Annotated in this window: 18 protein-coding genes and 1 other RNA gene; 11 read left to right on the top strand and 8 right to left on the bottom strand. The window is 43.3% G+C overall.

Translation table 11 applies throughout. From position 1 onward, the window contains the following. Nucleotide 1: 1 nt before the first annotated feature. Nucleotides 2-688 carry a response regulator gene (locus PPIS_RS10630; RefSeq protein WP_010372367.1) on the bottom strand — a complete coding sequence of 229 codons (687 nt, stop codon included), beginning with the start codon at nt 686-688 and terminating at the stop codon, nt 2-4. Nucleotides 689-895: 207 nt separating this feature from the next. Here PPIS_RS10630 and PPIS_RS10625 point away from each other — a divergent pair, with 207 nt between their 5' ends. Together PPIS_RS10625 and PPIS_RS10620 are read left to right on the top strand one after the other, a co-directional pair. After that, a complete protein-coding gene (locus PPIS_RS10625; RefSeq protein ID WP_010372364.1) occupies nt 896-1,357 on the top strand; it encodes a Spy/CpxP family protein refolding chaperone in 462 nt (153 codons plus the stop codon). Between the two features lie 370 nt (nt 1,358-1,727). Next, entirely contained in the window at nt 1,728-2,036 is a 309-nt protein-coding gene (locus PPIS_RS10620) for a helix-turn-helix domain-containing protein (RefSeq protein ID WP_010372362.1), read from the top strand. Between the two features lie 78 nt (nt 2,037-2,114). On the opposite strand, the gene yacG is transcribed toward PPIS_RS10620, so the two are convergent. Continuing rightward, entirely contained in the window at nt 2,115-2,357 is a 243-nt protein-coding gene (yacG, locus tag PPIS_RS10615; protein ID WP_026345569.1) for a DNA gyrase inhibitor YacG, read from the bottom strand. A gap of 153 nt (nt 2,358-2,510) precedes the next feature. Here yacG and PPIS_RS25375 point away from each other — a divergent pair, with 153 nt between their 5' ends. From PPIS_RS25375 to PPIS_RS10600, 3 genes are all read left to right on the top strand, one after another. Further along, nucleotides 2,511-2,729 carry a phytochrome family protein gene (locus tag PPIS_RS25375; RefSeq protein ID WP_010372358.1) on the top strand — a complete coding sequence of 73 codons (219 nt, stop codon included), beginning with the start codon at nt 2,511-2,513 and terminating at the stop codon, nt 2,727-2,729. 41 nt (nt 2,730-2,770) lie between these two features. Beyond that, nucleotides 2,771-4,840 (top strand): ATP-binding protein, encoded by a 2,070-nt coding sequence (locus PPIS_RS10605; RefSeq protein WP_010372356.1) that lies wholly within the window; start codon nt 2,771-2,773, stop codon nt 4,838-4,840. Nucleotides 4,841-4,919: 79 nt separating this feature from the next. Then, a complete protein-coding gene (locus PPIS_RS10600; RefSeq protein WP_010372351.1) occupies nt 4,920-5,369 on the top strand; it encodes a response regulator in 450 nt (149 codons plus the stop codon). Nucleotides 5,370-5,414: 45 nt separating this feature from the next. Here PPIS_RS10600 and PPIS_RS10595 read toward each other — a convergent pair whose 3' ends face one another. The 4 genes from PPIS_RS10595 to rapA form a co-directional block, all read right to left on the bottom strand. After that, complete coding sequence (locus tag PPIS_RS10595; RefSeq protein ID WP_010372348.1) at nt 5,415-6,773, bottom strand: L-cystine transporter; 1,359 nt, start codon at nt 6,771-6,773, stop codon at nt 5,415-5,417. A 444-nt stretch (nt 6,774-7,217) separates the two neighbouring features. Continuing rightward, nucleotides 7,218-7,400, bottom strand: a non-coding RNA gene (gene ssrS, locus PPIS_RS10590) — 6S RNA. Between the two features lie 208 nt (nt 7,401-7,608). After that, nucleotides 7,609-8,262: a bifunctional tRNA pseudouridine(32) synthase/23S rRNA pseudouridine(746) synthase RluA gene (rluA, locus tag PPIS_RS10585; protein WP_010372345.1), complete on the bottom strand. Its 654-nt coding sequence runs from the start codon at nt 8,260-8,262 to the stop codon at nt 7,609-7,611. A 104-nt stretch (nt 8,263-8,366) separates the two neighbouring features. Continuing rightward, nucleotides 8,367-11,264, bottom strand: coding sequence for an RNA polymerase-associated protein RapA (gene rapA, locus PPIS_RS10580; RefSeq protein ID WP_010372341.1), 2,898 nt, complete (start codon nt 11,262-11,264; stop codon nt 8,367-8,369). Here rapA and PPIS_RS10575 point away from each other — a divergent pair. The 4 genes from PPIS_RS10575 (at nt 11,263) to PPIS_RS10560 (ending at nt 17,635) form a co-directional block, all read left to right on the top strand. After that, nucleotides 11,263-11,469 (top strand): hypothetical protein, encoded by a 207-nt coding sequence (locus PPIS_RS10575; RefSeq protein ID WP_010372338.1) that lies wholly within the window; start codon nt 11,263-11,265, stop codon nt 11,467-11,469. The genes rapA and PPIS_RS10575 overlap by 2 nt on opposite strands. Nucleotides 11,470-11,558: 89 nt before the next feature. After that, nucleotides 11,559-12,959 carry a PhoH family protein gene (locus PPIS_RS10570; RefSeq protein ID WP_010372335.1) on the top strand — a complete coding sequence of 467 codons (1,401 nt, stop codon included), beginning with the start codon at nt 11,559-11,561 and terminating at the stop codon, nt 12,957-12,959. A 122-nt stretch (nt 12,960-13,081) separates the two neighbouring features. Next, a complete protein-coding gene (locus PPIS_RS10565; protein WP_248694155.1) occupies nt 13,082-16,723 on the top strand; it encodes a hybrid sensor histidine kinase/response regulator in 3,642 nt (1,213 codons plus the stop codon). 9 nt (nt 16,724-16,732) lie between these two features. Continuing rightward, the gene (locus PPIS_RS10560) at nt 16,733-17,635 is read left to right on the top strand and encodes a GGDEF domain-containing response regulator (protein WP_010372328.1); all 903 of its coding nucleotides are present in this window, start codon (nt 16,733-16,735) and stop codon (nt 17,633-17,635) included. Nucleotides 17,636-17,703: 68 nt separating this feature from the next. Here the strand turns inward: PPIS_RS10560 and PPIS_RS10555 are convergent, their stop codons facing one another. Together PPIS_RS10555 and PPIS_RS10550 are read right to left on the bottom strand one after the other, a co-directional pair. After that, complete coding sequence (locus PPIS_RS10555) at nt 17,704-18,084, bottom strand: DUF3192 domain-containing protein (protein WP_010372325.1); 381 nt, start codon at nt 18,082-18,084, stop codon at nt 17,704-17,706. A 197-nt stretch (nt 18,085-18,281) separates the two neighbouring features. Then, nucleotides 18,282-19,229 carry a D-2-hydroxyacid dehydrogenase gene (locus PPIS_RS10550; RefSeq protein WP_010372323.1) on the bottom strand — a complete coding sequence of 316 codons (948 nt, stop codon included), beginning with the start codon at nt 19,227-19,229 and terminating at the stop codon, nt 18,282-18,284. A 91-nt stretch (nt 19,230-19,320) separates the two neighbouring features. On the opposite strand from PPIS_RS10550, the gene zntR reads away from it, so the two are divergent. Both zntR and PPIS_RS10540 read left to right on the top strand, forming a co-directional pair. Beyond that, on the top strand, nt 19,321-19,728 hold the full coding sequence (zntR, locus tag PPIS_RS10545; protein ID WP_010372320.1) for a Zn(2+)-responsive transcriptional regulator: 408 nt from the start codon (nt 19,321-19,323) through the stop codon (nt 19,726-19,728). Further along, nucleotides 19,721-20,995, top strand: coding sequence for an SO_0444 family Cu/Zn efflux transporter (locus tag PPIS_RS10540; protein ID WP_010372316.1), 1,275 nt, complete (start codon nt 19,721-19,723; stop codon nt 20,993-20,995). The genes zntR and PPIS_RS10540 overlap by 8 nt, the downstream gene beginning before the upstream one ends.

The following is a 20,995-nucleotide window of genomic DNA, read 5'->3' as shown; positions in this document are numbered from 1 at the left end:
ATTACGCCTTTAGAAAAATATAGCCAGCGCCGCGGATCGTTTTGATATAAGTATGTTCACTTAACGCGGCAATTTTCTTGCGAACGTTAGAGACATGCATATCGATAGAGCGATCGTAAGGCACAAGTGGTCGGCCTAGTACTTGTCGTGAAATAGTCTGCTTGTCGACCACTTCTCCTGCGGTTCTGACCAACAATAGTAGCACCTCGTATTCGGTGCCCGTCAGTGACAGCACCTCACCATTAACAGTAGCACTTCTTGAAGCTACATCTAAACGCAGCTGATGGATAGTAAAGGTATCGTCCGGACTGTGTTGTTTATAATGATCGACGCGACGGGTAATCGCTTTAACGCGAGCGAGTAGTTCGCGGTGGTTAAACGGCTTTGGAATATAATCGTCAGCACCTAGCTCCAAGCCAAAGATGCGATCAAAGTCATCGCCTTTTGCCGTTAGCATGATAACGGGTGTCATCTTCTGGACACGTAACGCTTTTAGTACTTCAAAACCATCCATTTCGGGAAGCATTACGTCTAATAATATCAGGTCGAAATTTTGCTTTAATGCCAGCTGTAGACCTTCAGTTCCTGTGTGGGCCATCGCCACTTCAAAGCCTTCTGCAGTAAAGTATTCTTTTAACAGGCCGCAAAGTTCTTGGTCGTCATCAATAAGTAAAATGGAATGTTTCATTGTCATACTTAGTCCAGCATTGTTGATTGGCGTTGGTCTGAATAGTTCGGCTCTAGCATATTACACCTTACTTCAACGCCTTATGTAAATTGCCTTTGCTTTTTTTTGCAAAGCACTGACAAAACTTTACCTCTGTCTGACGTTCCTTTTCTTTGTGCTTGCTAAATTTGGAAATGACAAAGCAATGGCGAACAAGGAGCCAATATCATGAAATTACTATCTACTTTAGCATTAGTTACAGCACTTGGCGTATCGACTTTCAGCTTCACTGCAAACGCAGGCCCGATGGGCGGGCAGCTTGAGCACTCAGCAAGGTTGCTACTATCAGATAAAGGCCAGAAGTTATTAGAGTTAACAGAAGCGCAGCAAGATCAACTAAAGACAATTTATGCGGATTACAAAACTGCCAAAAAAGCGCTAAAAGAAAGCGGGAAAGAAGCATATTCAGCTTATCGTGAGGAAATGAAAGCACTTATGGCAGCGCCAACCTTCGATAAGATTCAAGCGCAACTTTTACTGGAAAAAGGCCAAGATAAAAAGCAAACCTGGGCGCTACTTTCAATGGAAGCTCGCCACAAAGTATTCCATGTATTGAATGAAGAGCAGCGCGATAAGCTCCAAGCACTTAAATCACGCCGTAGCCACAAAGGCCATAAAAAAGCAGATTAAGTCCCAATGTTCTCTCCAACTTAGCCCTGACCTTCACGGTAAGGGCTTTATCATTTCTTGCCAGTTACTGTTGAATAATGAGAGCTGGTACTCCAAATTGACAAAGAGTACAGGCCAGTTGCGATTAATGTACAAAATAATGCGACTGTCTGTACAGCTTTAAGTTACATGTTGATAACATGTTTGCGTTGTGGTACTTTTCGATTAAGAGTACATCTAGCGAGTCTGCGGACAACTCTTTGAAATAGTGTCGAATTGAAAAATTCTTAATTTACGCGCACAAACTTTCCAATAACTTTTGTTTTTTTCAGAGTAACTAAGGGTATTCTTTGTTGTTGGCTGTTTGTTACTAGGTATCACTGAGGGAGACATGCAGACACCTGAAGAATACGAGGTGACACTTAGGATCCGAGAACTGCTAAAAGAACTCAAAAAGCGTAGAGGCTATACTAAAAAAACCATTAGCCAAAAGCTCGGAATAGGTCTCACCACACTAGACGATTACCTAAACGGAACAAGCTCATTTCGCTTGGGTACCTTAATTAAATTGTCGGAAATTTGCCGGATCCAACTAAGCGATATTTTGGAAGGAGCGGGGCATATTGCTAAAAGCTACCAAAATGAAGTGAGAAGCACTGAGCAGAAACCGGAACAAGATCAAACTGAGATAGATCGTTAGCAAATGCTATCGAGATCGAGCTATTTTCGCCAAATAAGCTGTGATTAAAGTGTCAGGCCGAGATACTCGGCCAATAGTTTATTCTTTAAAAAAGCTATCGTCGTTTTTTGCCAGCATCGCTTCTATATCTTCAATCAAATTTTCCGCATCTTGAGGTGTAAGTTCACCACTTTTCATCGGTGTAGAAATCGTATTTGATTCGTCAGACCAATCACCTAAATCAATTAATTGACAGCGTTTTGAGCAGAACGGACGAAATGGGCTTTTATCCGACCATTCAACAGCCTGTTGGCAGGTTGGGCACTTTACTGTGGTTGTCATAATACACTTACTTTTTACTTCGTAGTTGTGTAAGTCTAATCGCATTTTATTGCTTTGTGAACCGAGCGTATATCTACTCTGAACACCTTGCATACTAGGTGGGGATCCGTGATAGGATGGTGTAGCTAGGTAAAAGGAGAGGATGTAGTAAAGGTGGAGAAGTTCGAAGCAACACTAGACAATTGTCATAAAGAGCCAATTCATATTCCAGGTTCAATTCAGCCACATGGCTATTTATTGCTATTCGACACCAACACATTAACCCTGCGCTATTTTAGCGAAAACTTTGCCGCACTTATAGGACTTGAACCTAGTGCTTTGGTCAATACTCATGCTGAAGCGATTTTTGAATCTCCTTTTTTGAGTTGTTAGTCAGTAACGCTAATTCCTCTGAAATTCATCGTCTTAATCCGATGACTGCCAGCATAAAAACCAAGAACTCAACATGCGTTGAATTCTCCGTAGTCGCTAGTCAAAACGAAGCTGGGCTCATTTTAGAGCTTGAGCAAAATACGGCGTATGGCGTTGAAATCAATCATTCAATGCAGCACCTTATGAAACATTCGTTGTCTAGTATGGTGGATTCTCAGTCGTTACAGGCTTCGTTCGAGATGGCCGTGGAGGAGATTAGAGAGTTAACACAATTTGACAGGGTGATGCTGTATAAATTTGATCACGAGTATAATGGTGAGGTGGTTGCAGAATCGAAGCGTAATGACCTTAATTCGTTTTTAAACCAGCACTTTCCTGAGTCGGATATTCCAAAACAAGCAAGAGCGCTGTATTTAAGGAATCCGATCCGCTTGCTTGCCGACGTTGATGGCGAAAATTCACCGCTTTATCCGCAAGACAAGCCGATTGACTTAAGTGCTTGTATTTTACGTAGTGTTTCGCCAATTCATTGCCAATATTTACGCAATATGGGCGTTCAGGCAACCATGTCTATCAGTATTATTGTTGCTGGTAAATTGTGGGGGCTGATTGCCTGCCACCACTACGAGAAGCACGTAGTGCCATTTAACATCCGTGAAGTCGCCCAGTATATGGGGCTGATGTTATCTTACCTTATCTCTCTCAAAACTTCGTCCTTAGAAGCAATGGCAGAAGCCAATGCACTGACATTGAGCTCATCCGTCACCGAGCGCATGGCAAAAGAAATCTTTTTTGTTGATGGGCTAAGGTACGAATCCGCTGCTTTACAAGAGATGATGAAAGCGACAGGTGTCGCGTGGCGTGTTGACAATGATTTGGAATGCTACGGGCAAACTCCTGCAAAAGTGGATATAGAAGCCATTTACCAATGGCTTGCAGAGCATCAACTTGGCGATGACTCCATTTTTTATTGCCATAATTTAGGTGAGCTTAACGAAACATTTAAAGCCTTTGCGAAAACCGCGAGTGGGGTGCTATTGATGCCACTTTCAGCGGATGCTAATCACTTCATCATGTGGTTTAGAAAGGAAGTTATTCAAACCAAAAATTGGGGAGGGAAGCCTGAAAAATCCATTGAGTTTTTGGATGATGGTAGCCACCGTTTAATGCCGCGTAGTTCGTTTAAGTTGTGGGTCGAGAATGTGAAGTGCAAATCTCACCCTTGGACGGAAGCCGAAGTAAGTTGTGCATTGAAGTTTCGTAATACCTTGGTTAATTATGTGCTGGCTAAATCTGAGCGATATAAAAAGCTTAATGCAATTCTAGAGCAAAAAGTTACCAAGCGTACCGAAGCGTTGGAAAATGAGATCACTTCGCGTCGCACTGCTGAGCAATTACTGACGATAGCACTTGAGAAAGCACATGAGTCGAATCAAGAGCTGGAGCGTTTTGCCTTTTTAGCGTCCCATGATCTACAAGAGCCACTTAGAAAAATCCAAATGTTCGGCGATCGGATCCAGTGTTCAGCTGAGGGACTAAATGATAGACATGCCTCTTATCTTAAGCGCATGATGGATTCTGCTGAGCGAATGCAAAAGTTGATCAAAGGATTGCTAAGCTTTTCACGGATTGATCGTAAAGGTGAGTCATTTAAATCATTTGATGGCGATAATGCGTTAGCTGAAACCTTACTAGATCTTGAGTTAGTGATTAAAGAATCAAACGCACAAGTGGATACCACAGGGCTTGGTGATGTATTTGGAGATCGCAGGCAGTTGCAACGTGTGCTGCTAAACTTAATTAATAATGGGATTAAGTTTAGTGCGCCAGAAAGAGCGCCGCGGGTCTCGATTAGCAGCGAACGTAAAGCAAATGAACTGATTGTTGCCGTTAAGGATAACGGGATTGGCTTTGATCCCGAATTTAGTGAGCAGATCTTCAATCTTTTTGAAAGATTACATGGTCGTAGCGCATATGCCGGTACTGGGCTTGGGCTTGCTATTTGTAAAAAAATCGTCGAAAGACATCATGGTCGCATATGGGTCGAAACGGAAGTGGGGCAAGGTTCTACTTTCTATTTTAGCTTGCCGATTTCAGCGCAAGAGAGTTAACTTAGCTGTAGAGCCATTGATGCGGTTCTGATATCAGCATACAAACTCGAGGTTTAACGCGAGTTTAAGGAGAGAGCGTATGGTTCATCATCATGATTTAATTAAACAGCTTCACTCTGTAAACTATATCTTGGTTGCAGATGATGATTTCGACGACCAAGAATTAATCCGTGATGCATTTGAAGATAATGGCGTGATGGAGGCTAAGTTACAATTTGTAAGTGATGGCGTTGAGTTGATTGAAAAACTTAATAGCACCGAGCTATTGCCTAGCCTTATTATTCTTGATTTAAATATGCCACGAAAAAGCGGCAAAGATGTATTAGCTGAGATGCGCGGGGCGGCAAACCTTAAGCATATTCCAGTTATTATGTTCAGCACATCAGACTCAGAGTTAGATATAAAACAGTGTTATTTGCTTGGGGCAAATTCTTATATGACCAAACCTTCTCAATATCATGAGTTGGTGGATTCAATGAAGTCCTTGTTGTCTTTTTGGCTTGGCACTGCAAAGCTTGTGATTGATTGAAAGTGTAGGGCCAGATAACTAACTGGCCCTTAAGCTGTCATAGCACTACATTGCTTCGTTAGTATGCTTTTGCTTTAACAAGCGACTTGTCACTGTACCTGCGGTCATTGAACCCGATACATTGAGTGCCGTTCTTGCCATATCAATTAATGGCTCAATAGAAATAAGCAGCGCTGCAATTGTCACTGGCAGTCCCATTGCCGGTAGTACCACCAAAGCTGCGAAAGTGGCACCACCTCCAACACCCGCAATACCAAACGAGCTAATTGCAACCATAGCCACTAAAGAGACAATAAAGTCGAGTGCGAACGGGTCAATTCCTACTGTTGGCGCAACCATTACTGCAAGCATTGCAGGATAAATACCGGCGCAGCCATTTTGTCCGATTGTCGCACCAAACGATGCGGAAAGGTTTGCAATCGCAGGGGGAACATTAAGCTTGTGGATCTGCGCTTCAACGTTCAGTGGAATGGTTGCCGCAGAGCTTCGTGAGGTGAAAGCAAAAGTTAAAACTGGCCAAATTTTTTGGAAGAAATGCTTTGGGTTTTCACCAACCAAAGTAACGAGCAAACCATGCACCAAAAACATCAGTAAAATGGCAACGTAAGAGGCAATGATAAAACCGAGTAAGCTAATAATGTCAGCCATGCTTGATGTGGCGATCACTTTGGCCATCAAGCCAGCTACACCGTAAGGCGTGAGGGCGATGATCATACGTACTAATCGCAGTACAACGGCCTGTGCGCCTTCAACTGCATTTTTTATTGGGTTACTTAAATCTGACTCTTCCATGATGGCTCTACGAGCAGCAATACCAGTTAACACACCAAAAATCACCACGGCGATAATCGAGGTCGAGCGCTCGCCAGTTAAGTCAGCAAACGGATTGGTTGGTACAAAGCTAAGCAGCATTTGTGGAATGGTTAAATCGGCAACGGTTGTTGCACGTTCTTCTAGTACCGCTATTCTGGCCGTTTCGCGCGCACCTTCAACTAAGCCTTGAGCGCTTAACCCAAATGCTTGAGTGATAAAAATACCAATGAGCGCCGCAATGGCCGTGGTAAAAACTAAAATTGCGATAGTGACAAACGAGATCTTTCCAAGAGAGCCTTGATTATCTAATTTTACAACCGCGGCAATCATAGAAACTAAGACCAATGGCATAATGACCATTTTTAGAAGATTGACATAGCCGCTACCAACAATCGCAACCCAATCTAGTACAGTCTGTTTAGTGGTTAAGTCACCGGAGAAAACAAATTGTAGGGCGAGTCCAAATAGGCTACCCGCAACTAAGCCTAATAATACCGTTCGTGACAGGGTTTCGGAGCGCTGTTGAAAGCGGTAAAGACCGAAAAGTATGGCAATAAAAACCGCCAACGCGGCGATAACAGCAAAAGACATCAGAATACCTTTCGAAATATATGAAAATAACGCGCTACTATAGAGGTTTTGTTGATTTGGCTAAAATATTCTTTGACTATGGAATAGAACAAAAGGTTATCAATAAAAATGAAAGTTTTTAATGGCTTTTCCTTTCATATAAAGATGTTTTGTAGTGAGTTGGTACTAACTCGTAGTAATTAAAAACACTGAGATATGAGCATAGCTTACAATAATCTTTCGTAGCAGCGAGTTTATCTCGCGACTCTTTTCGAGCGTCTATCTCGCGACTCTTTTCTAGAATTTATCTCGCGACTCTTTTCGAGCGTCTATTTCGCGATTTCCTTTGCTTTGCGACGTTAACCGTGTAGCCGAATTTATAGTATCGAGTTGGAGGTGTGGTTTATTGAGTATGTGTAAAAGCGAGTTAATTCTAAGGCAATGACATGCGTCAAGTGGGAAAGGTTGTTCCCCAGCTTCGCGGATGCCGATGTCAGCCCTTGAACCCTGAGGTTCAAGGCGGAGAGCAACAGCCTACCGTAGGCTTCTCGGTACATGCCGAGCATGCTCAATAGTAAACAAACTGCTATCCTAAACGAAATTTATCGGCTCAGGGACTTAATCAGCTGTCCTACGAGCTAGGGAACAATTACAGTATATAAAACATCTGCCGATCACGAAACCATAGTAATGCAATTTATGTGTTAACCGCGTGCTTTTTACTCGCTTTGTTTAGTGACTAATCAAACGTTAATCTGAGCGTTAGCTGACCACGCTAAATTTGCTTAATTTTCGAAGGCCACAGTTTCTTAACCGTTTCTAACTAACAGAGTAAACGCTATTTAGCTCAGATTACTTAGAAAGGAACCGGGGCGGTAAAGGTCATCATCTCAGTAGTTGTCGGATGTGAAATTTGCAGCATCTCTGCATGCAACTGTAGACGTGAAGCCGCCGCTAATGCCTCTCCCGTAGCGTATAGTCTATCACCTAGAATAACGTGTCCAAGCGAAAGCATATGTACTCTGAGTTGATGAGAACGTCCTGTGATGGGGGTTAGCTTTACGCGTGTTGTTTGCGCTTCATATTCCATGACTTCAAAATGCGTTAATGAAGGTTTTCCGGTCTCATGACAAACCATTTGCTTAGGGCGGTTAGGCCAATCACACACCAGCGGTAAATCAACAGAACCCGTTTGCTGTTGTAATTTGCCATAAACACGGGCGATGTAGTGTTTGTGGGTTAACCTGTCTTGAAATTGAATGCTCAGATGGCGATGCGCTGCTTTATTCATCGCAAGGCACAGTACGCCGGATGTCGCCATATCAAGGCGATGCACAATTCTTGCGGTAGGGTAGACAAAATTGACTCTGGCGATAGCGCTGTCCCAATGCTTCGGATCTTTACCAGGTACGGTGAGTAATCCGCTTGGCTTGTTGATCACCAACATATCTTCATCTTGGTACAAAATATCAAGATAGGGAGAAAGGGGGGGCGCGTAATTTAGTAACACCAGCTGCCTCAGCATGAACAAGAACGAAGCCGAGTATTATATATGAGTTGCTAAGTGAGCGGTAGCAAGAAAGAGAGCCGCAGCTCTCTTTCGCTGTGGAAGGTTTACTGGTTTGCAACCACAATTAAACGAATCGCATCCAGCTTAAGCTGCGCTTTTTCAATGTGTGTGCTCAGCTCAGCCCTTTGTTTATCAAATACTTGAACTTCTTCATCACGGATGTTCGGATTGATAGCCTTAAGTGCTTGTAAACGACCTTGCTCATCACCTAATTGCTTTTGCATTTTATCCATCGCGTTGGCTTGAATACTTTCAAGTTGAGCTTGTGCAATATCGCCAGCTTGAGTAATAAGCGGGTGAATAGCACTTTGCAGGGCATTAACTAGCTTACTGCCTGTTTGTCTGCCAACGGCAGAAAGCTGTTGATTGAATGCATCAAACGCAACGTTTTGGGCTAAGTCATTGCCACCTTTATCCATTAGGACTCGAATTGGTGTTGGCGGTAAAAAGCGGCCTACCTGAAGAGACTTAGGCGCAGAAGCTTCTGCAACGAAGATCATTTCAACAAAGAAAGTACCGACAGGTAACTTGTTGTTTTTAAGCAGTGCCACTGACGCACAACCAAAGTCATCGTTACAGATCATATCCATTACGCCGCTGACCATGGGGTGATCCCAGCTGATGAAATGCGCGTCTTCTTGTGACAGTGAGGTGTTACGGTCAAAAGTCACTGTGATGCCATCGTCTTTCAAACAAGGGAAAGAAGGATTTAGCATGTGCTCGGTCGGCTTGAGAATAATCGTATTCTCGCCTTTGTCTTCTTGGTTAACACCAAAAGTATCAAACACATTAATCATAAACGCAGGCAAAATTACGTCGTTATCAAGTGCTTCAAGTTCAGCAACGATATTATCTGTTTTACCTTGGCCACTTGAGTGAAGTTCAAGTAGACGGTCTCGACCTTGCTCCATCTTTGTGCGCAGCTGTGCGTTTTCTTTTGCGGCTTGCTCCAATAGAGGATCTAATTCGTCTTCGTCACAGTTGTGTTCAGCGATCAGCGCTAACAAATCATCAGAAAAAGACTTATACAGCATTTGCCCTGTAGTGCTGGTGGTTTCGAATGCATCTAAGCCCTCGTGATACCAACGTAGTAATACTTCTTGTGCGGTACTTTCAAAGTAAGGCACGTGAATATTGATGTCGTGCTTTTGACCAATGCGGTCAAGACGACCAATACGTTGCTCAAGTAAGTCAGGGTTAAGCGGTAAGTCAAATAGCACCAAGTGATGTGAGAACTGGAAGTTACGACCTTCAGAGCCAATTTCAGAGCAGAGTAATACTTGCGCGCTATCATATTCATCAGCAAAAAACGCTGCCGCGCGGTCGCGCTCAATGATAGACATGCCTTCGTGGAACACCGCCGCTTTAATCGCTTCGCGCTCACGTAACACTTGTTCAAGGCTAATTGCGGTTTCCGCTTTGGCACAAATAAGCAGTACTTTTTCGTGTTTCAGCTCTTTTAATTTAGCAATCAACCACTCAACGCGCGGGTCAAACTGCGCCCAGCTGCTTCCTTCACCTTCGAACTCTTGGAAGATTTTTTCTGGGAACAAAGCACGCATCGCGTTAAATTCAGGACTTTGAATACCACCAATGTTACCCATTACCGACATTGCTGTTTTGTATTGCTTTGGTAAAGGTACTGGGTATTGATGTAACAAACGACTTGGGTAGCCATCAATGCCACTGCGGCTATTTCTAAATAGAATACGGCCAGTACCATGACGGTCTAGTAACATAGACAAAATTTCAGCTTTGGCGTCGCTATTGCCACTTTGTGCCTTTGCAAGTAGCTCAGAAATATCGGTTTCTTTTAGCAGTGTACAAAGTGTTTGCTCTTCTTTTGCGTCTAACTTTTTGTCTTGCAGTAAGTTGTTCGCGGCTTCTGCGACTTCTTTATAATGACTTTCTTCTTCAACGAACACGTCGTAGTCGTAGAAGCGGTCTGGATCGAGTAGCTGTAAACGCGCAAAGTGACTGCGGTGACCAAGTTGGTCAGGTGTTGCAGTCAACAAGATAAGCCCAGGAATATCCTGAGAAAGCTCAGCAATACGTTGATATTCAGTGCTTGGCTTTTCCTTTGTGACCGTCAGGTGGTGTGCTTCATCAACAATCAGTAGATCCCAATCAGCGAGTGTGGCTTGTTCAAACCAGCGGCGCTTTTTGGTAATAAACTCTAGGCTAACCAATACCAGTTGCTCTGTTTCGAATACATTCGGTGCATCTGCATAAGCTTCGCTACAACGCTCTTCGTCAAAAATCGAAAAGTGCAGGTTAAAGCGGCGTAGCATCTCTACAAGCCATTGGTGTTGTAAGTTCTCTGGAACCACGATCAACACACGGTTGGCGCGACCAGAGAGAATTTGCTGGTGTAAAATCATGCCCGCTTCAATGGTTTTACCTAGGCCTACTTCATCAGACAGAAGTACGCGAGGTGCAAAGCGCTTACCGACTTCATCGGCAATATAAAGCTGGTGTGGAATAAGGCTAGCGCGCTGACCTATCAATCCTTTAAGGTGAGATTGTTCTTTATCAAACTGGTGTTGCCAAGTTTGATAGCGTAGTGTGTAGCGATCAAAACGGTCGATTTGGCCTGCAAATAGACGATCTTGAGGTTTATTGAACTTGAGGAAGTGATCAAGAAAGGTCTCTTTGAATGAAGTCTCTTCTTCATTATCAACTCGAGTACCATGATAGCAAAATAGTCCATTTTGCTCTTCCACGCTGTCAACACGTAGTTCCCACTCTTCAACATGGCGGATCACATCGCCTGGGTTGAATACAACTCGAGTTACAGGTGCTTCCTGTACTGAGTAAACACGGTTTTCTCCGCTAGCGGGAAATAAAATAGTCACTTGACGCCCCTCAAGTGCCACTATTGTGCCCAATCCCAAATCTGATTCCGTATCACTGATCCAGCGCTGACCTAAGGAAAAATTCATGGTTATCTCGTCTATGCAGAAAAAAGGCGGCTATGTTACCTATTCATATCGGTTTGTTCAATACACAACAGTGACTCAGGCCTTTATTTATCAAGTGCTGGCGCTTTTTCTATCTAGTTGGCATGGCAAACGCCAACTAGTTGTTTTTTATCAATATGCAAGTTGGATTTTCTACTGTCATAAAAGCGACTTTTGTGACAAATAGACTAAACTTGAACTATACCCAAAACATAATCGGTCACTACGTTGTGTATTGGGTATAGCATAATAATCTGTAAACAACAGGAATGCGCTATGGTAAAACAAGACAAAGACCATAAAGTGTACGTGCTCGACACCAACGTACTTCTCCATGAACCGCTCGCTTACCTTTCCTTCCAAGAACACGATGTTGTTATTCCCATGACTGTCCTTGAAGAACTTGATCATATAAAAGATCGAAAGAGTGACGTGAGCCGAGACGCAAGAGTTGCCATTCGTGGGTTAGATGATGTGCTTCGCGATGCAACACCAGAGCAAATGCTAGAGGGGGTAGCGCTACCAACATTGAGGATAGAAAGTCACCGAACGCCCAGTTCAGGTAAATTGATTATTGTAAACGATCACCTGTTTCCTGATTCCATCTCAGGGTTACCCGGCAACGAAAATGACCACCGCATTATTAATTGTGCGGTACATTTGCAAACTCAGTACAGCGACAAAAAAGTGGTGCTGGTTACCAAAGACATCAATATGCGACTAAAAGCGAAAGGCGCTGGACTCAAGTATGTTGAAGACTATCGTACCGATCAACTGATTGACGACATTGCGCTGTTAACCAGTGGCTTTAAAAAGGTTGAAGGCGATTTTTGGCAAAATGTTGGTGAGTGTCAAACGCAGCAGGAAGGGCGATACACGGTTCATGATGTGCCAAAATCACTCGTACCAGATGTGTTCTGTAATGAATATCTGATAGACGATACTAATCACTTTGCAGCTCGGGTTGTGGGTTACGACTCTGAGCACATTCGATTAAAAGACTTAGGCGTTGAACGTTTGATGCACCGTCAAGCATGGGGAGTGAAACCAAAAAATATCAACCAAGGTATGGCGCTGGATGCATTACTTGATACTGACATTGAACTAGTGATACTAACTGGGCCAGCAGGGTGCGGAAAAACCTTATTGGCGCTTGCCAGTGCGCTTGAAATGATCATCGAAAAAGGAATTTACGATAAGGTAATTGTGACGCGAAATACGCCTGAAATTGCAGAGAGCATCGGCTTTTTACCGGGTACGGAAGAAGAGAAAATGGCCCCTTGGCTTGCGGCAATTACAGATACCTTAGAAGTGCTCCACAAACACGATGAAAGCCCAGTGACTAGCCGTAACTATATTATGGAAAAGGCGAACATTCAGTTTAAATCGGTGAACTTTATGCGTGGCCGTAGTATTCAAAATGCGGTCGTTATTTTAGATGAGAGCCAAAACTTAACGGCATCACAGTTAAAAACTATTATCACTCGCTGCGGTGAGGGAACCAAATTGATTTGTACGGGAAACCTCGCCCAGATTGATAGTAATTATCTCACCCCGGTGACATCAGGGTTAACCTATATTGTTGAGCGCTTTAAAGACTTTGAAGGTAGCGCTACCATTAACTTAAACGGTGTAGTACGAAGCCGCTTGGCAAGTTTTGCTGAAGAAAATTTATAACTTGCCTTGAGCCGACTGGCTCGTTACTCTTTTGCTAACACTGTGTGCAAACGGGAACGAGCCAGTAAATGGATGCGACAAAAGAATTTTTACCACTAAAAAGTTACCGAAAGGGAATTTTAGTGGCGGTAATAATACCCATCCTACTTGTCCTCGTCTTAGCCTATCACCTCTATCAAATTAAACTCGAACGCCAGTACAAAGTACGTTTTGGTCAGTATGAATATGTTTCTCAGCAGCTGAAACAAGAGTTTTATGCTGCACATGTCGTTCTTGATAGCATCGCCGTTAACCTAGCGCAGCCCATTTCTTTTCAAAAGCCACCAGAGTGGTTAGAAGATATAGAGCAACACCCTGAACATTATTATCATGCGTTACCAAACAATGGTGGAGAGATTGTTGGTCGTGGGCAAGTCAGTGAAGCGCTTTTTGCCACGAAACGATGGCAAACCGTATTGTCGCTTAATACCGCTTTTGATGCCGCGCTCGCGTTGCAAGGTGGATTGTATGCGGTCGCATACGTAGAAGATGACGGCTTTGCGTATGTTAAGCGTCGAGAAGCCTCAAGCAGCCATTTCATCACGCGGCTAGTTCAAGGTAAGTTCGAACCCGACTTTAGCTTGGGCAATATAGTCGTTGGTCCACCCGTGAAGTTTTTCGATAGACAAATGTTTGCGCTCGGTAAGAAACTATCAACGGTGGATAACGCTCATGTATTGATGATTTATGATAGCGATATTATTGATAGATGGTTGTTAAACATCGGCTCCTTAGAAGGTACGATGGAATTTAAAAACCAAAGTGATGAGATTATCGCGGGAGAACGCTATGATCACGACCACGATGGGCTTGTAAATTCATCAGCACCTTGGCAGTACGGACTGCACTTTATTGCAAAACCCGCCAAAGAGCCTATTAGCTTAAACTATCATGAAAGCTATGAGCAGTTTGCCGCTCCACTACAGCGGGAGATCTTGCTCGAACTTGCACTATTACTGTTTTTTATTCTTTTTACCTTTGTGACTATTGTGTGGTTAAGCGGACAAATATTTGTCCGACCTCTAAAGCACTTTGTGAATTATCTATCTTTGCAAGAGCATACACCACAAGCCACTTTAAACTATCCCATCCCCTCAGAATGGCAACCTTGGTTTATACAAATTAAGCAGGTAGTGGAGCAAAAATCGCGCTTAATGCATGCCCTTAAGCAACATAATCAAGAAATAGACGACGAAATTAAGCGTAAACAACAGGCATTAAAGCAAAGCTTTGAGGCAAAAGAGCGTCAAGCTGCTTTGCTAAATGCAGTGCTTGACTCTGTGCCCGATATTATCTATTTCAAAAATATAGACGGTTCATTCATAGGCTGTAATCGCGCATTTGAAGAGTTTATGGGTGTTGATAAGTCGGATTTGGTTGCGAAAACACAACCTGAAGTGACATCTGGATTAACCATATTACTTGAGCAAGAAGCGGCGATGGAGCGCTCGCAAGAACAAGTGGCAACTAACTTTGTCCTTGGGGCGAATACCTACTTTTTGACAATCACGCCATTGAAATCGGAAACTGGAAAGCTCATCGGTTGTTTGGGGGTTGCGAGAGATATTACTGCCGCACAAGAGGCATACAATGCCCTAAGAGACTCTGAAGAAAACTTTAGGGCTGCGACTGAGTTTGCACCTAATGGCGTGATTTTAGCTGCGATCAGCGGTAAAATTTTGGAGATGAACAAGGCTGCCAAACGTTACTTGTCACTTGATAAGAATACGGGAGAAAAGCAGCTGGAACGCTTGTTTGATGAACAAAACTGGCAAGAGCTAAAGCCTGTCTTGGCTGGGCTATTAAAAGAGCAAAAGAAAGTCGTTGAACACATGATCTCACAGTCGGGTAAGCACCGCTGGTTACAATTGAGTATTTCTTTAGTTTGGGATAAAAATAAGCGCCCTAAGTATTACGTAATCCATATTCAAAATATCACCGGTTTGTTGTTGGCAAAGCAAGATGCTGAGCGCGCAACGCTTGCCAAAAGCCGCTTTATCGCGAATATCAGCCATGAAATTAGAACGCCAATTAATGCCATATTAGGTTTGGCGGATATGATCAAAAGTGAGGCGCTGACTCGAGTTCAGAATAAAAAATTGCAGCAGCTTTCTGGAGCTGCAAACGAGCTGCTTACCATGCTCAACAGTATTTTAGAGTTTGCTAAAGTCGAAAGTCATCAGGGTACAATTCAATACGAGACATTTCAGACCTGCCATGTATTTACCACGATAGAATCACTGATTAAACCTTTATGTATACAAAAAGGTTTGGAATTTGAGTTACAGGTCGACCCTCAAGTTTGGCCTTACCTGTACAGTGATGAAGATAAGGTAAAGCAAATCTTAGTAAACCTACTTGGTAACGCTGTAAAGTATACCAATCATGGTAAGGTTGGTTTGAAGGTAACGTTAGTTAATGATAGAGCTGCAAAACAAACCATAAAGTTTGCTGTTTGGGACACAGGAGTTGGGATCAAATCGCAAGAGATTGAACATCTTTTTGACGCATTTACCCAAGGTGATGAAAGCTTCACACGTCGTCACGAAGGCATTGGTTTGGGGCTTGCGATTGTGAAGCAAGAAGTTGCACTCTTAGGTGGCGATATTGCGGTTAACTCAACCCCGAACGAGGGAAGCTGCTTTTTCTTCGAATTGGTGCTAGATAAAGGCGCTTGTCCAGTTGTGGATAGTCACAAAGAAGTTTACTGTCTCACCACCGAAGCGCATAGCTTACCAAGCTATTTTTCAGGTCTTGCAGAACCTTTATCTGTTGAACGATTGCACGCGATGAATACTCAGCTCGACAAGTCTATTGTTGTTATTCCACCGGAAGCAGCGCTTGACCCCGCTTATGCGCTACCTGGAAATACTGCATTACTACTACATAGTGAAGGGGAATTTCCTGAGCAAAGTAACCATATTGCGCTTAATCAAAATGTGTTTTACCAATCAGCTTATACTTGGCTTGCTGAATTTGCCCATATGACGCAAACCGTCGACAACGTGTGTATGCAGGTTGCCGGTGCACTTTGCTTGGTGGTCGACGATAACAACTTAAATTTAGATATTACTGAAAATATGTTGAAGCAGAATGGTATTTCTACCGTAGGGCTACAAAGCGCCGAACATATTGAGGAAGTTTGCCGCTCACTGCAACCCGACATCATCCTGATGGATATCCATATGCCAAACATTGATGGCTATCAAGCGACCAAGCAGATCAGAGCTGTGTGGTCTGAAACTGAGCTGCCCGTTATCGCCTTGACCGCCAATGCAAGTAAAGAAGAGCGGGCGAAAGCTACAGCCGTTGGCATGAATGATTATTTGGTAAAACCAATTAATAGCACACAGGCGTGCAAGGCATTGGCAAGTAATATTTTCCAGTCAGATAAAACAGAAGAAGCTTTTTTTGATTATGAGTTTGCTTTATCACAAATGATGCAAAATGAAACGTTTTTGCAAACAATGTTAGATAAATTTGCTAAACTTTGCCATGATTACCTAGAACAGGTTGCTGAAATAGAGCAAGGTTCAGCATTATTCGAGTTAGCACACGGAATTAAGGGCGCTGCAGCAGGTCTGGGCTTTAAGCGACTAGCGAAAGTTGCGAAAGACCTTGAAACGCAAAGCAAAACGATCACAACAATAACAAATCGCACTGACTTGGATGTGTTAACAAATGCACTTTCACAGGTGGTGTGCTTTATCGAGCTAAAAAGGTAGCGTCATAAGATGCAGCAAGCTGAGCACATTTTTATTATTGATGATGACCCAATAAATAAGATGGTCCTAAGTAATACATTAGGTGATGGCCATCGGTTATCCCATAGCACTGACACTAAGTTATGTATTGATGAACTAAAAGCAAGCAAACCAGACCTTATTATTTTAGATGTGTTAATGGCTGACGGCGCTGGGTTTTCTGTTTTAGAGTGCCTAAAAAAGGATGCGAGCACTTATGGTATTCCCGTTGTCGTGATCTCCGGTAGTGTGAGCTTTAAAGATGAAGCACGAGGTTTGGAGTTAGGGGCAGTGGATTATATTACTAAACCCTTTAACCCTTTGATTGTAAAAGCCAGAATCAAAAACCATTTAGCAATAAAAAAGAAAAATGATCTGCTAGAAAAGCTAGCCTCTATCGATGGTTTAACGGAGTTGCCCAATCGTAGATATCTAGATGAAGCGATGAAATCAGCATTAGAAATCGCAAAAGCTGATGGCAGTGCTTTTACCGTTATGCTGGTTGAGGTGGACTATTTTAAAACGTTTAATGAGCATTATGGCTACATGCATGGTGATGATTGTTTATTTAAGGTCGCCAAAGCGCTAGAAGAAGGCGCAACCCGACGTTCTTTATTTATTGGCCGTTTTGATGGTACTCGTTTTGCGTTGGTGCTAACTCAGCATAATATCGATGTAATTAATGAGATAGCAGAAGCGTTGCATGACTCGGTTAATGCGTTAAAAATCCCCCATATTGCCTCACCGATATGTGCTCATGTGAGCGTTAGCATTGGTGCAGTTCATATTGAAAATCACTGTAGTAGTGAGCTTGGTGAGTTGATCAAAATGGCAGATAGTGCCCTTGCCGTTGCACAAAAGCAGCAAAGCACGGTATTTATTAAAGCACTATAAATATCTAAAGCCATATGCAGGGAAAAGAGCGTATCCGCATTATTCACCATCCTTGGTGCGATAAAGTCTTACTGAATTTGCTTTAATGCGTTGTCGCCAAAGCCAACCAGTTGGTTATTTTTGAATACCAATGGCGTGCACTCATCTTTTGTTACTTTGCCGTCTGAGTGTTTACTGTTGGTTGCATAGTACAGCACTTGATAGTTGTCGCCGTCTTTTGACACCAACTCGCTAAAATCAGGGGTTGTAAACATGTCTTTTACTGATGAGTAAGACGCGCCCATTTCAAGGTTGGCAATCTTTTCACGATTTTTACGCTGTTTATGTTCCCAGTTAGACGAGTTGTATTCAGAAGCCCAACCGTGCTCTACTTCACCGTCGGATACAGCAACGATACAGCCTGATAATAGAGTAGAGCTAAGCGCAGCCACTAACATTAATTTTTTCATTGTTGTTTTCCTTTTTAATTTTGTTGCTGAGTAAATAATGCAAACAGCCATTTGTTTTTGCTTGAATTATCACAAGAGTTGCAAACTCTTTGCCAACTAATAAAGTTTATAAATATCAGTTTGTTGTTGGTTTTTAATCAGTTTATAGTTGATGGTTTTCACTAACATTTAGCGATATCACTCACTAAAACAGTAATCTAGACCACTCGGTTTCTCGTTGTCTCAGCCACAAAACTTTCAATATTAATGGTAATTTCGCCGACTAAACGTTCGATAGCCTCTTTACTTGCCCATGCCGTATGCGGTGTCAAAAGCAAGTTCTCACCTTGGTATTGAACGAGTGGGTTGCTTGCTTGTGCCGGCTCTTGTGTGAGGACATCCACAGCAGCACCAGCTATTTGCTCGTTAGTTAGTGCATCCACCAGCGCTTGCTCATTGACTATTCCGCCTCTTGCGGTGTTGATAAGATAAGCATGATTTGGAAGTAGGGCGAACTCAGCACTTGAAATCAGGTTTTCTGTTTCAGCGGTAAGCGGGCAGTGAATCGATACAATATCCGCAATCTGCAGTGCTTCTTCAAAAGCCATTCGTCCTGCTCTAACCTCAGTTACGCCTCTACGTTCGGCAACAATTACCTGAGCTCCAAATGCTTGTGCGACTTTTGCAACGGCTTCTCCTAACGTTCCATGGCCTACGATCACAAAGTTTTTGCCTGCAATTTCATTGATGCTGTAGTCCAAACGACAAAACATGTCACTTTGCTGCCAAAGCCCTGCATGGCAGTCTTGCTGGTAACGATGAATATTTGTCATTAAGTTACCAAGCATAGTAAAGGTGTGCTGCACGACAGAAGGCGTCGAATAACCAGCCACATTGGCAACCGCAATGCGATGGGCTTTTGCGGCTGCTAAGTCGATGTTGTTGACGCCTGTGGCCGCAACACAAATCAGTTGTAATTGCGGTAACGCCGCGATCGTTTCTTCAGTTAATTGTACTTTATTGGTGATGATGACTGCTGCATCTTTACAGCGTGTGATGATGTCCTCACTGGATGTGGTGTCGTAAGACGTTAATGTGCCTAGTTTGGCAATGAGGGAAAGATCGGTTCCTGCAAGGGTTTTAGCGTCTAATACCACGATTCGCATTATTTTTATCCTTTTCTTGACTTTGGAGTTAACTCTAAGGTTTATACTTGTGATGTCGACTAGGATAATCTTCAGGACTTGGGAGTGTAAAGTGGTAAAGATTGGTGAGCTGGCAAAGCGGCTTAACGTATCAACTGACACGTTAAGGTATTATGAAGCAAACGATCTCCTACACCCTTGCACAAGGAGCGAGGGCGGGTATCGGTTGTTTGATGAGCAAAGTGAAAAGCAAATGCGCTTTATTCTTCGCGCGAAGGAAGTGGGGTTCAGCCTCAAAGAAGTGCAAGACTTGCTGAAGATAAAGTTTGAAAAGCATCAGCACAGTTGTGAAGAAGTGAAAACACTGACTATCACTAAACGAGATTTAGTGAGAGCGCGTATCGCTGAGTTACAAAAATTTGAACAATCGTTATCGACGCTAGCAGAGCAATGCTGCGGCGGTGAGGAAGCGGCTGTGAGCTGCTCGATTTTAACGGCCTTGGAGGCTATCGATGAATGAACTGATAGTAAATTTTTGGCAGCTATTTTTAGTATCTGCCCCGTGGTTACTGCTTGGCCTAATATTGGCCGGGTTACTTAATGTATTTATTCCAAAAGATTTGTTGCAAAAGCATTTAGGGAAAGAAGGATTTTGGACGACGATAAAGGCAGCACTGATTGGGGCGCCGATGCCGCTTTGCTCTTGCGGCGTTATTCCAGCTGCAGTGGGACTGAGAAGAGCGGGCGGCTCAAAAAGTGCGACAACCGCATTTTTAGTCTCAACGCCTGAAACTGGCGTGGACTCTATCTCGGTTTCTTATGTGCTACTTGGTCCTTTTATGGCGATAATTAGGCCAATTGCGGCTGTGGTTAGCGCAATTGCGGCTGGGTTGCTCGTTGGCAGTGAGAAAGATGATAAGCCTGTGTCGCTAAAGCACCTTAATACCTCAGAGGAATCAAGCGCGACTAGCGGTTGTTGTGACGCTAATCATCACTCAGAGCCAAAGCCTGCTGAAAAGCATCACAGCCATGATAGCTGTTGCGCCAGCACTAAAGTGGAAACCGCAAAAGTAAGCTCAAGCTGCTGTGCGCCTGCAGGCCCTCAATTAGCAATGGCAGGGGCGAATATGTCTTGTTGTGATACTCCGGAGCCTACCGTAACCAGTTGTTGCGATGCTTCATCAGCCACGACAAGTTGTTGTGAGCCAGCCCCCGTACCTGAAAACCAAGGGGTTTTTGGCAAAATTGTAGAAGCTGTTAAGTTCAGCTGTAATCAATTACTGTCCGACACCGCTGTTTGGCTACTTATCGGTTTATTCTTTGCAGCGTTAGTGCAAACCTTTGTGCCTGAATCTTTCTTATCTCAATGGGGCGACGGTATTATTGCCATGCTAGTGGTTATTCTTATCAGTATCCCAATGTATATTTGCGCCACCGCTTCAACTCCAATCGCTGCGGGTTTATTAATGGCTGGTGTTTCACCTGGTGCGGTATTGGTATTTATGCTCGCAGGTCCTGCAACTAACATCGCCACAATTGGGGTGGTAGGTAAAGAATTAGGGCGTCGTGCCGTGTTTGCCTATTTGGGCGGCGTTATCGGGGTTGCGCTTATCTTTGGCTATTTAACTGATTACTTAGTTAATACTTACGGTTTTGTAGTAACGCCGATGATAGGTGAGGAGCACGAAGTGCTACCACATTGGTTAACAGTATCGATGGGCGCATTATTAGCAGCACTCTTACTAAGATTAGCTATACTCAAATTAGGTAAAGTTGTTAGAAGATAA

The sequence above is a fragment of the Pseudoalteromonas piscicida genome (genome assembly GCF_000238315.3).
In the GTDB taxonomy this organism is placed as follows: domain Bacteria; phylum Pseudomonadota; class Gammaproteobacteria; order Enterobacterales; family Alteromonadaceae; genus Pseudoalteromonas; species Pseudoalteromonas piscicida.
This window is presented reverse-complemented; position numbering and strand designations above follow the sequence as displayed.

What these genes read in the sequence shown, in the direction of transcription:
- PPIS_RS10560 (WP_010372328.1), top strand. Translation starts at nt 16,733, where the DNA reads ATGCAGCAAGCTGAGCACATTTTTATTATTGATGATGACCCAATAAAT.
- rapA (WP_010372341.1), bottom strand. Translation starts at nt 11,264, where the DNA reads ATGAATTTTTCCTTAGGTCAGCGCTGGATCAGTGATACGGAATCAGAT.
- yacG (WP_026345569.1), bottom strand. Translation starts at nt 2,357, where the DNA reads ATGACAACCACAGTAAAGTGCCCAACCTGCCAACAGGCTGTTGAATGG.
- PPIS_RS10630 (WP_010372367.1), bottom strand. Translation starts at nt 688, where the DNA reads ATGAAACATTCCATTTTACTTATTGATGACGACCAAGAACTTTGCGGC.
- PPIS_RS10620 (WP_010372362.1), top strand. Translation starts at nt 1,728, where the DNA reads ATGCAGACACCTGAAGAATACGAGGTGACACTTAGGATCCGAGAACTG.
- PPIS_RS10625 (WP_010372364.1), top strand. Translation starts at nt 896, where the DNA reads ATGAAATTACTATCTACTTTAGCATTAGTTACAGCACTTGGCGTATCG.
- PPIS_RS10595 (WP_010372348.1), bottom strand. Translation starts at nt 6,773, where the DNA reads ATGTCTTTTGCTGTTATCGCCGCGTTGGCGGTTTTTATTGCCATACTT.
- PPIS_RS10550 (WP_010372323.1), bottom strand. Translation starts at nt 19,229, where the DNA reads ATGCGAATCGTGGTATTAGACGCTAAAACCCTTGCAGGAACCGATCTT.
- PPIS_RS10605 (WP_010372356.1), top strand. Translation starts at nt 2,771, where the DNA reads ATGACTGCCAGCATAAAAACCAAGAACTCAACATGCGTTGAATTCTCC.
- PPIS_RS10555 (WP_010372325.1), bottom strand. Translation starts at nt 18,084, where the DNA reads ATGAAAAAATTAATGTTAGTGGCTGCGCTTAGCTCTACTCTATTATCA.
- PPIS_RS10600 (WP_010372351.1), top strand. Translation starts at nt 4,920, where the DNA reads ATGGTTCATCATCATGATTTAATTAAACAGCTTCACTCTGTAAACTAT.
- PPIS_RS10575 (WP_010372338.1), top strand. Translation starts at nt 11,263, where the DNA reads ATGGTTATCTCGTCTATGCAGAAAAAAGGCGGCTATGTTACCTATTCA.
- PPIS_RS10570 (WP_010372335.1), top strand. Translation starts at nt 11,559, where the DNA reads ATGGTAAAACAAGACAAAGACCATAAAGTGTACGTGCTCGACACCAAC.
- PPIS_RS10540 (WP_010372316.1), top strand. Translation starts at nt 19,721, where the DNA reads ATGAATGAACTGATAGTAAATTTTTGGCAGCTATTTTTAGTATCTGCC.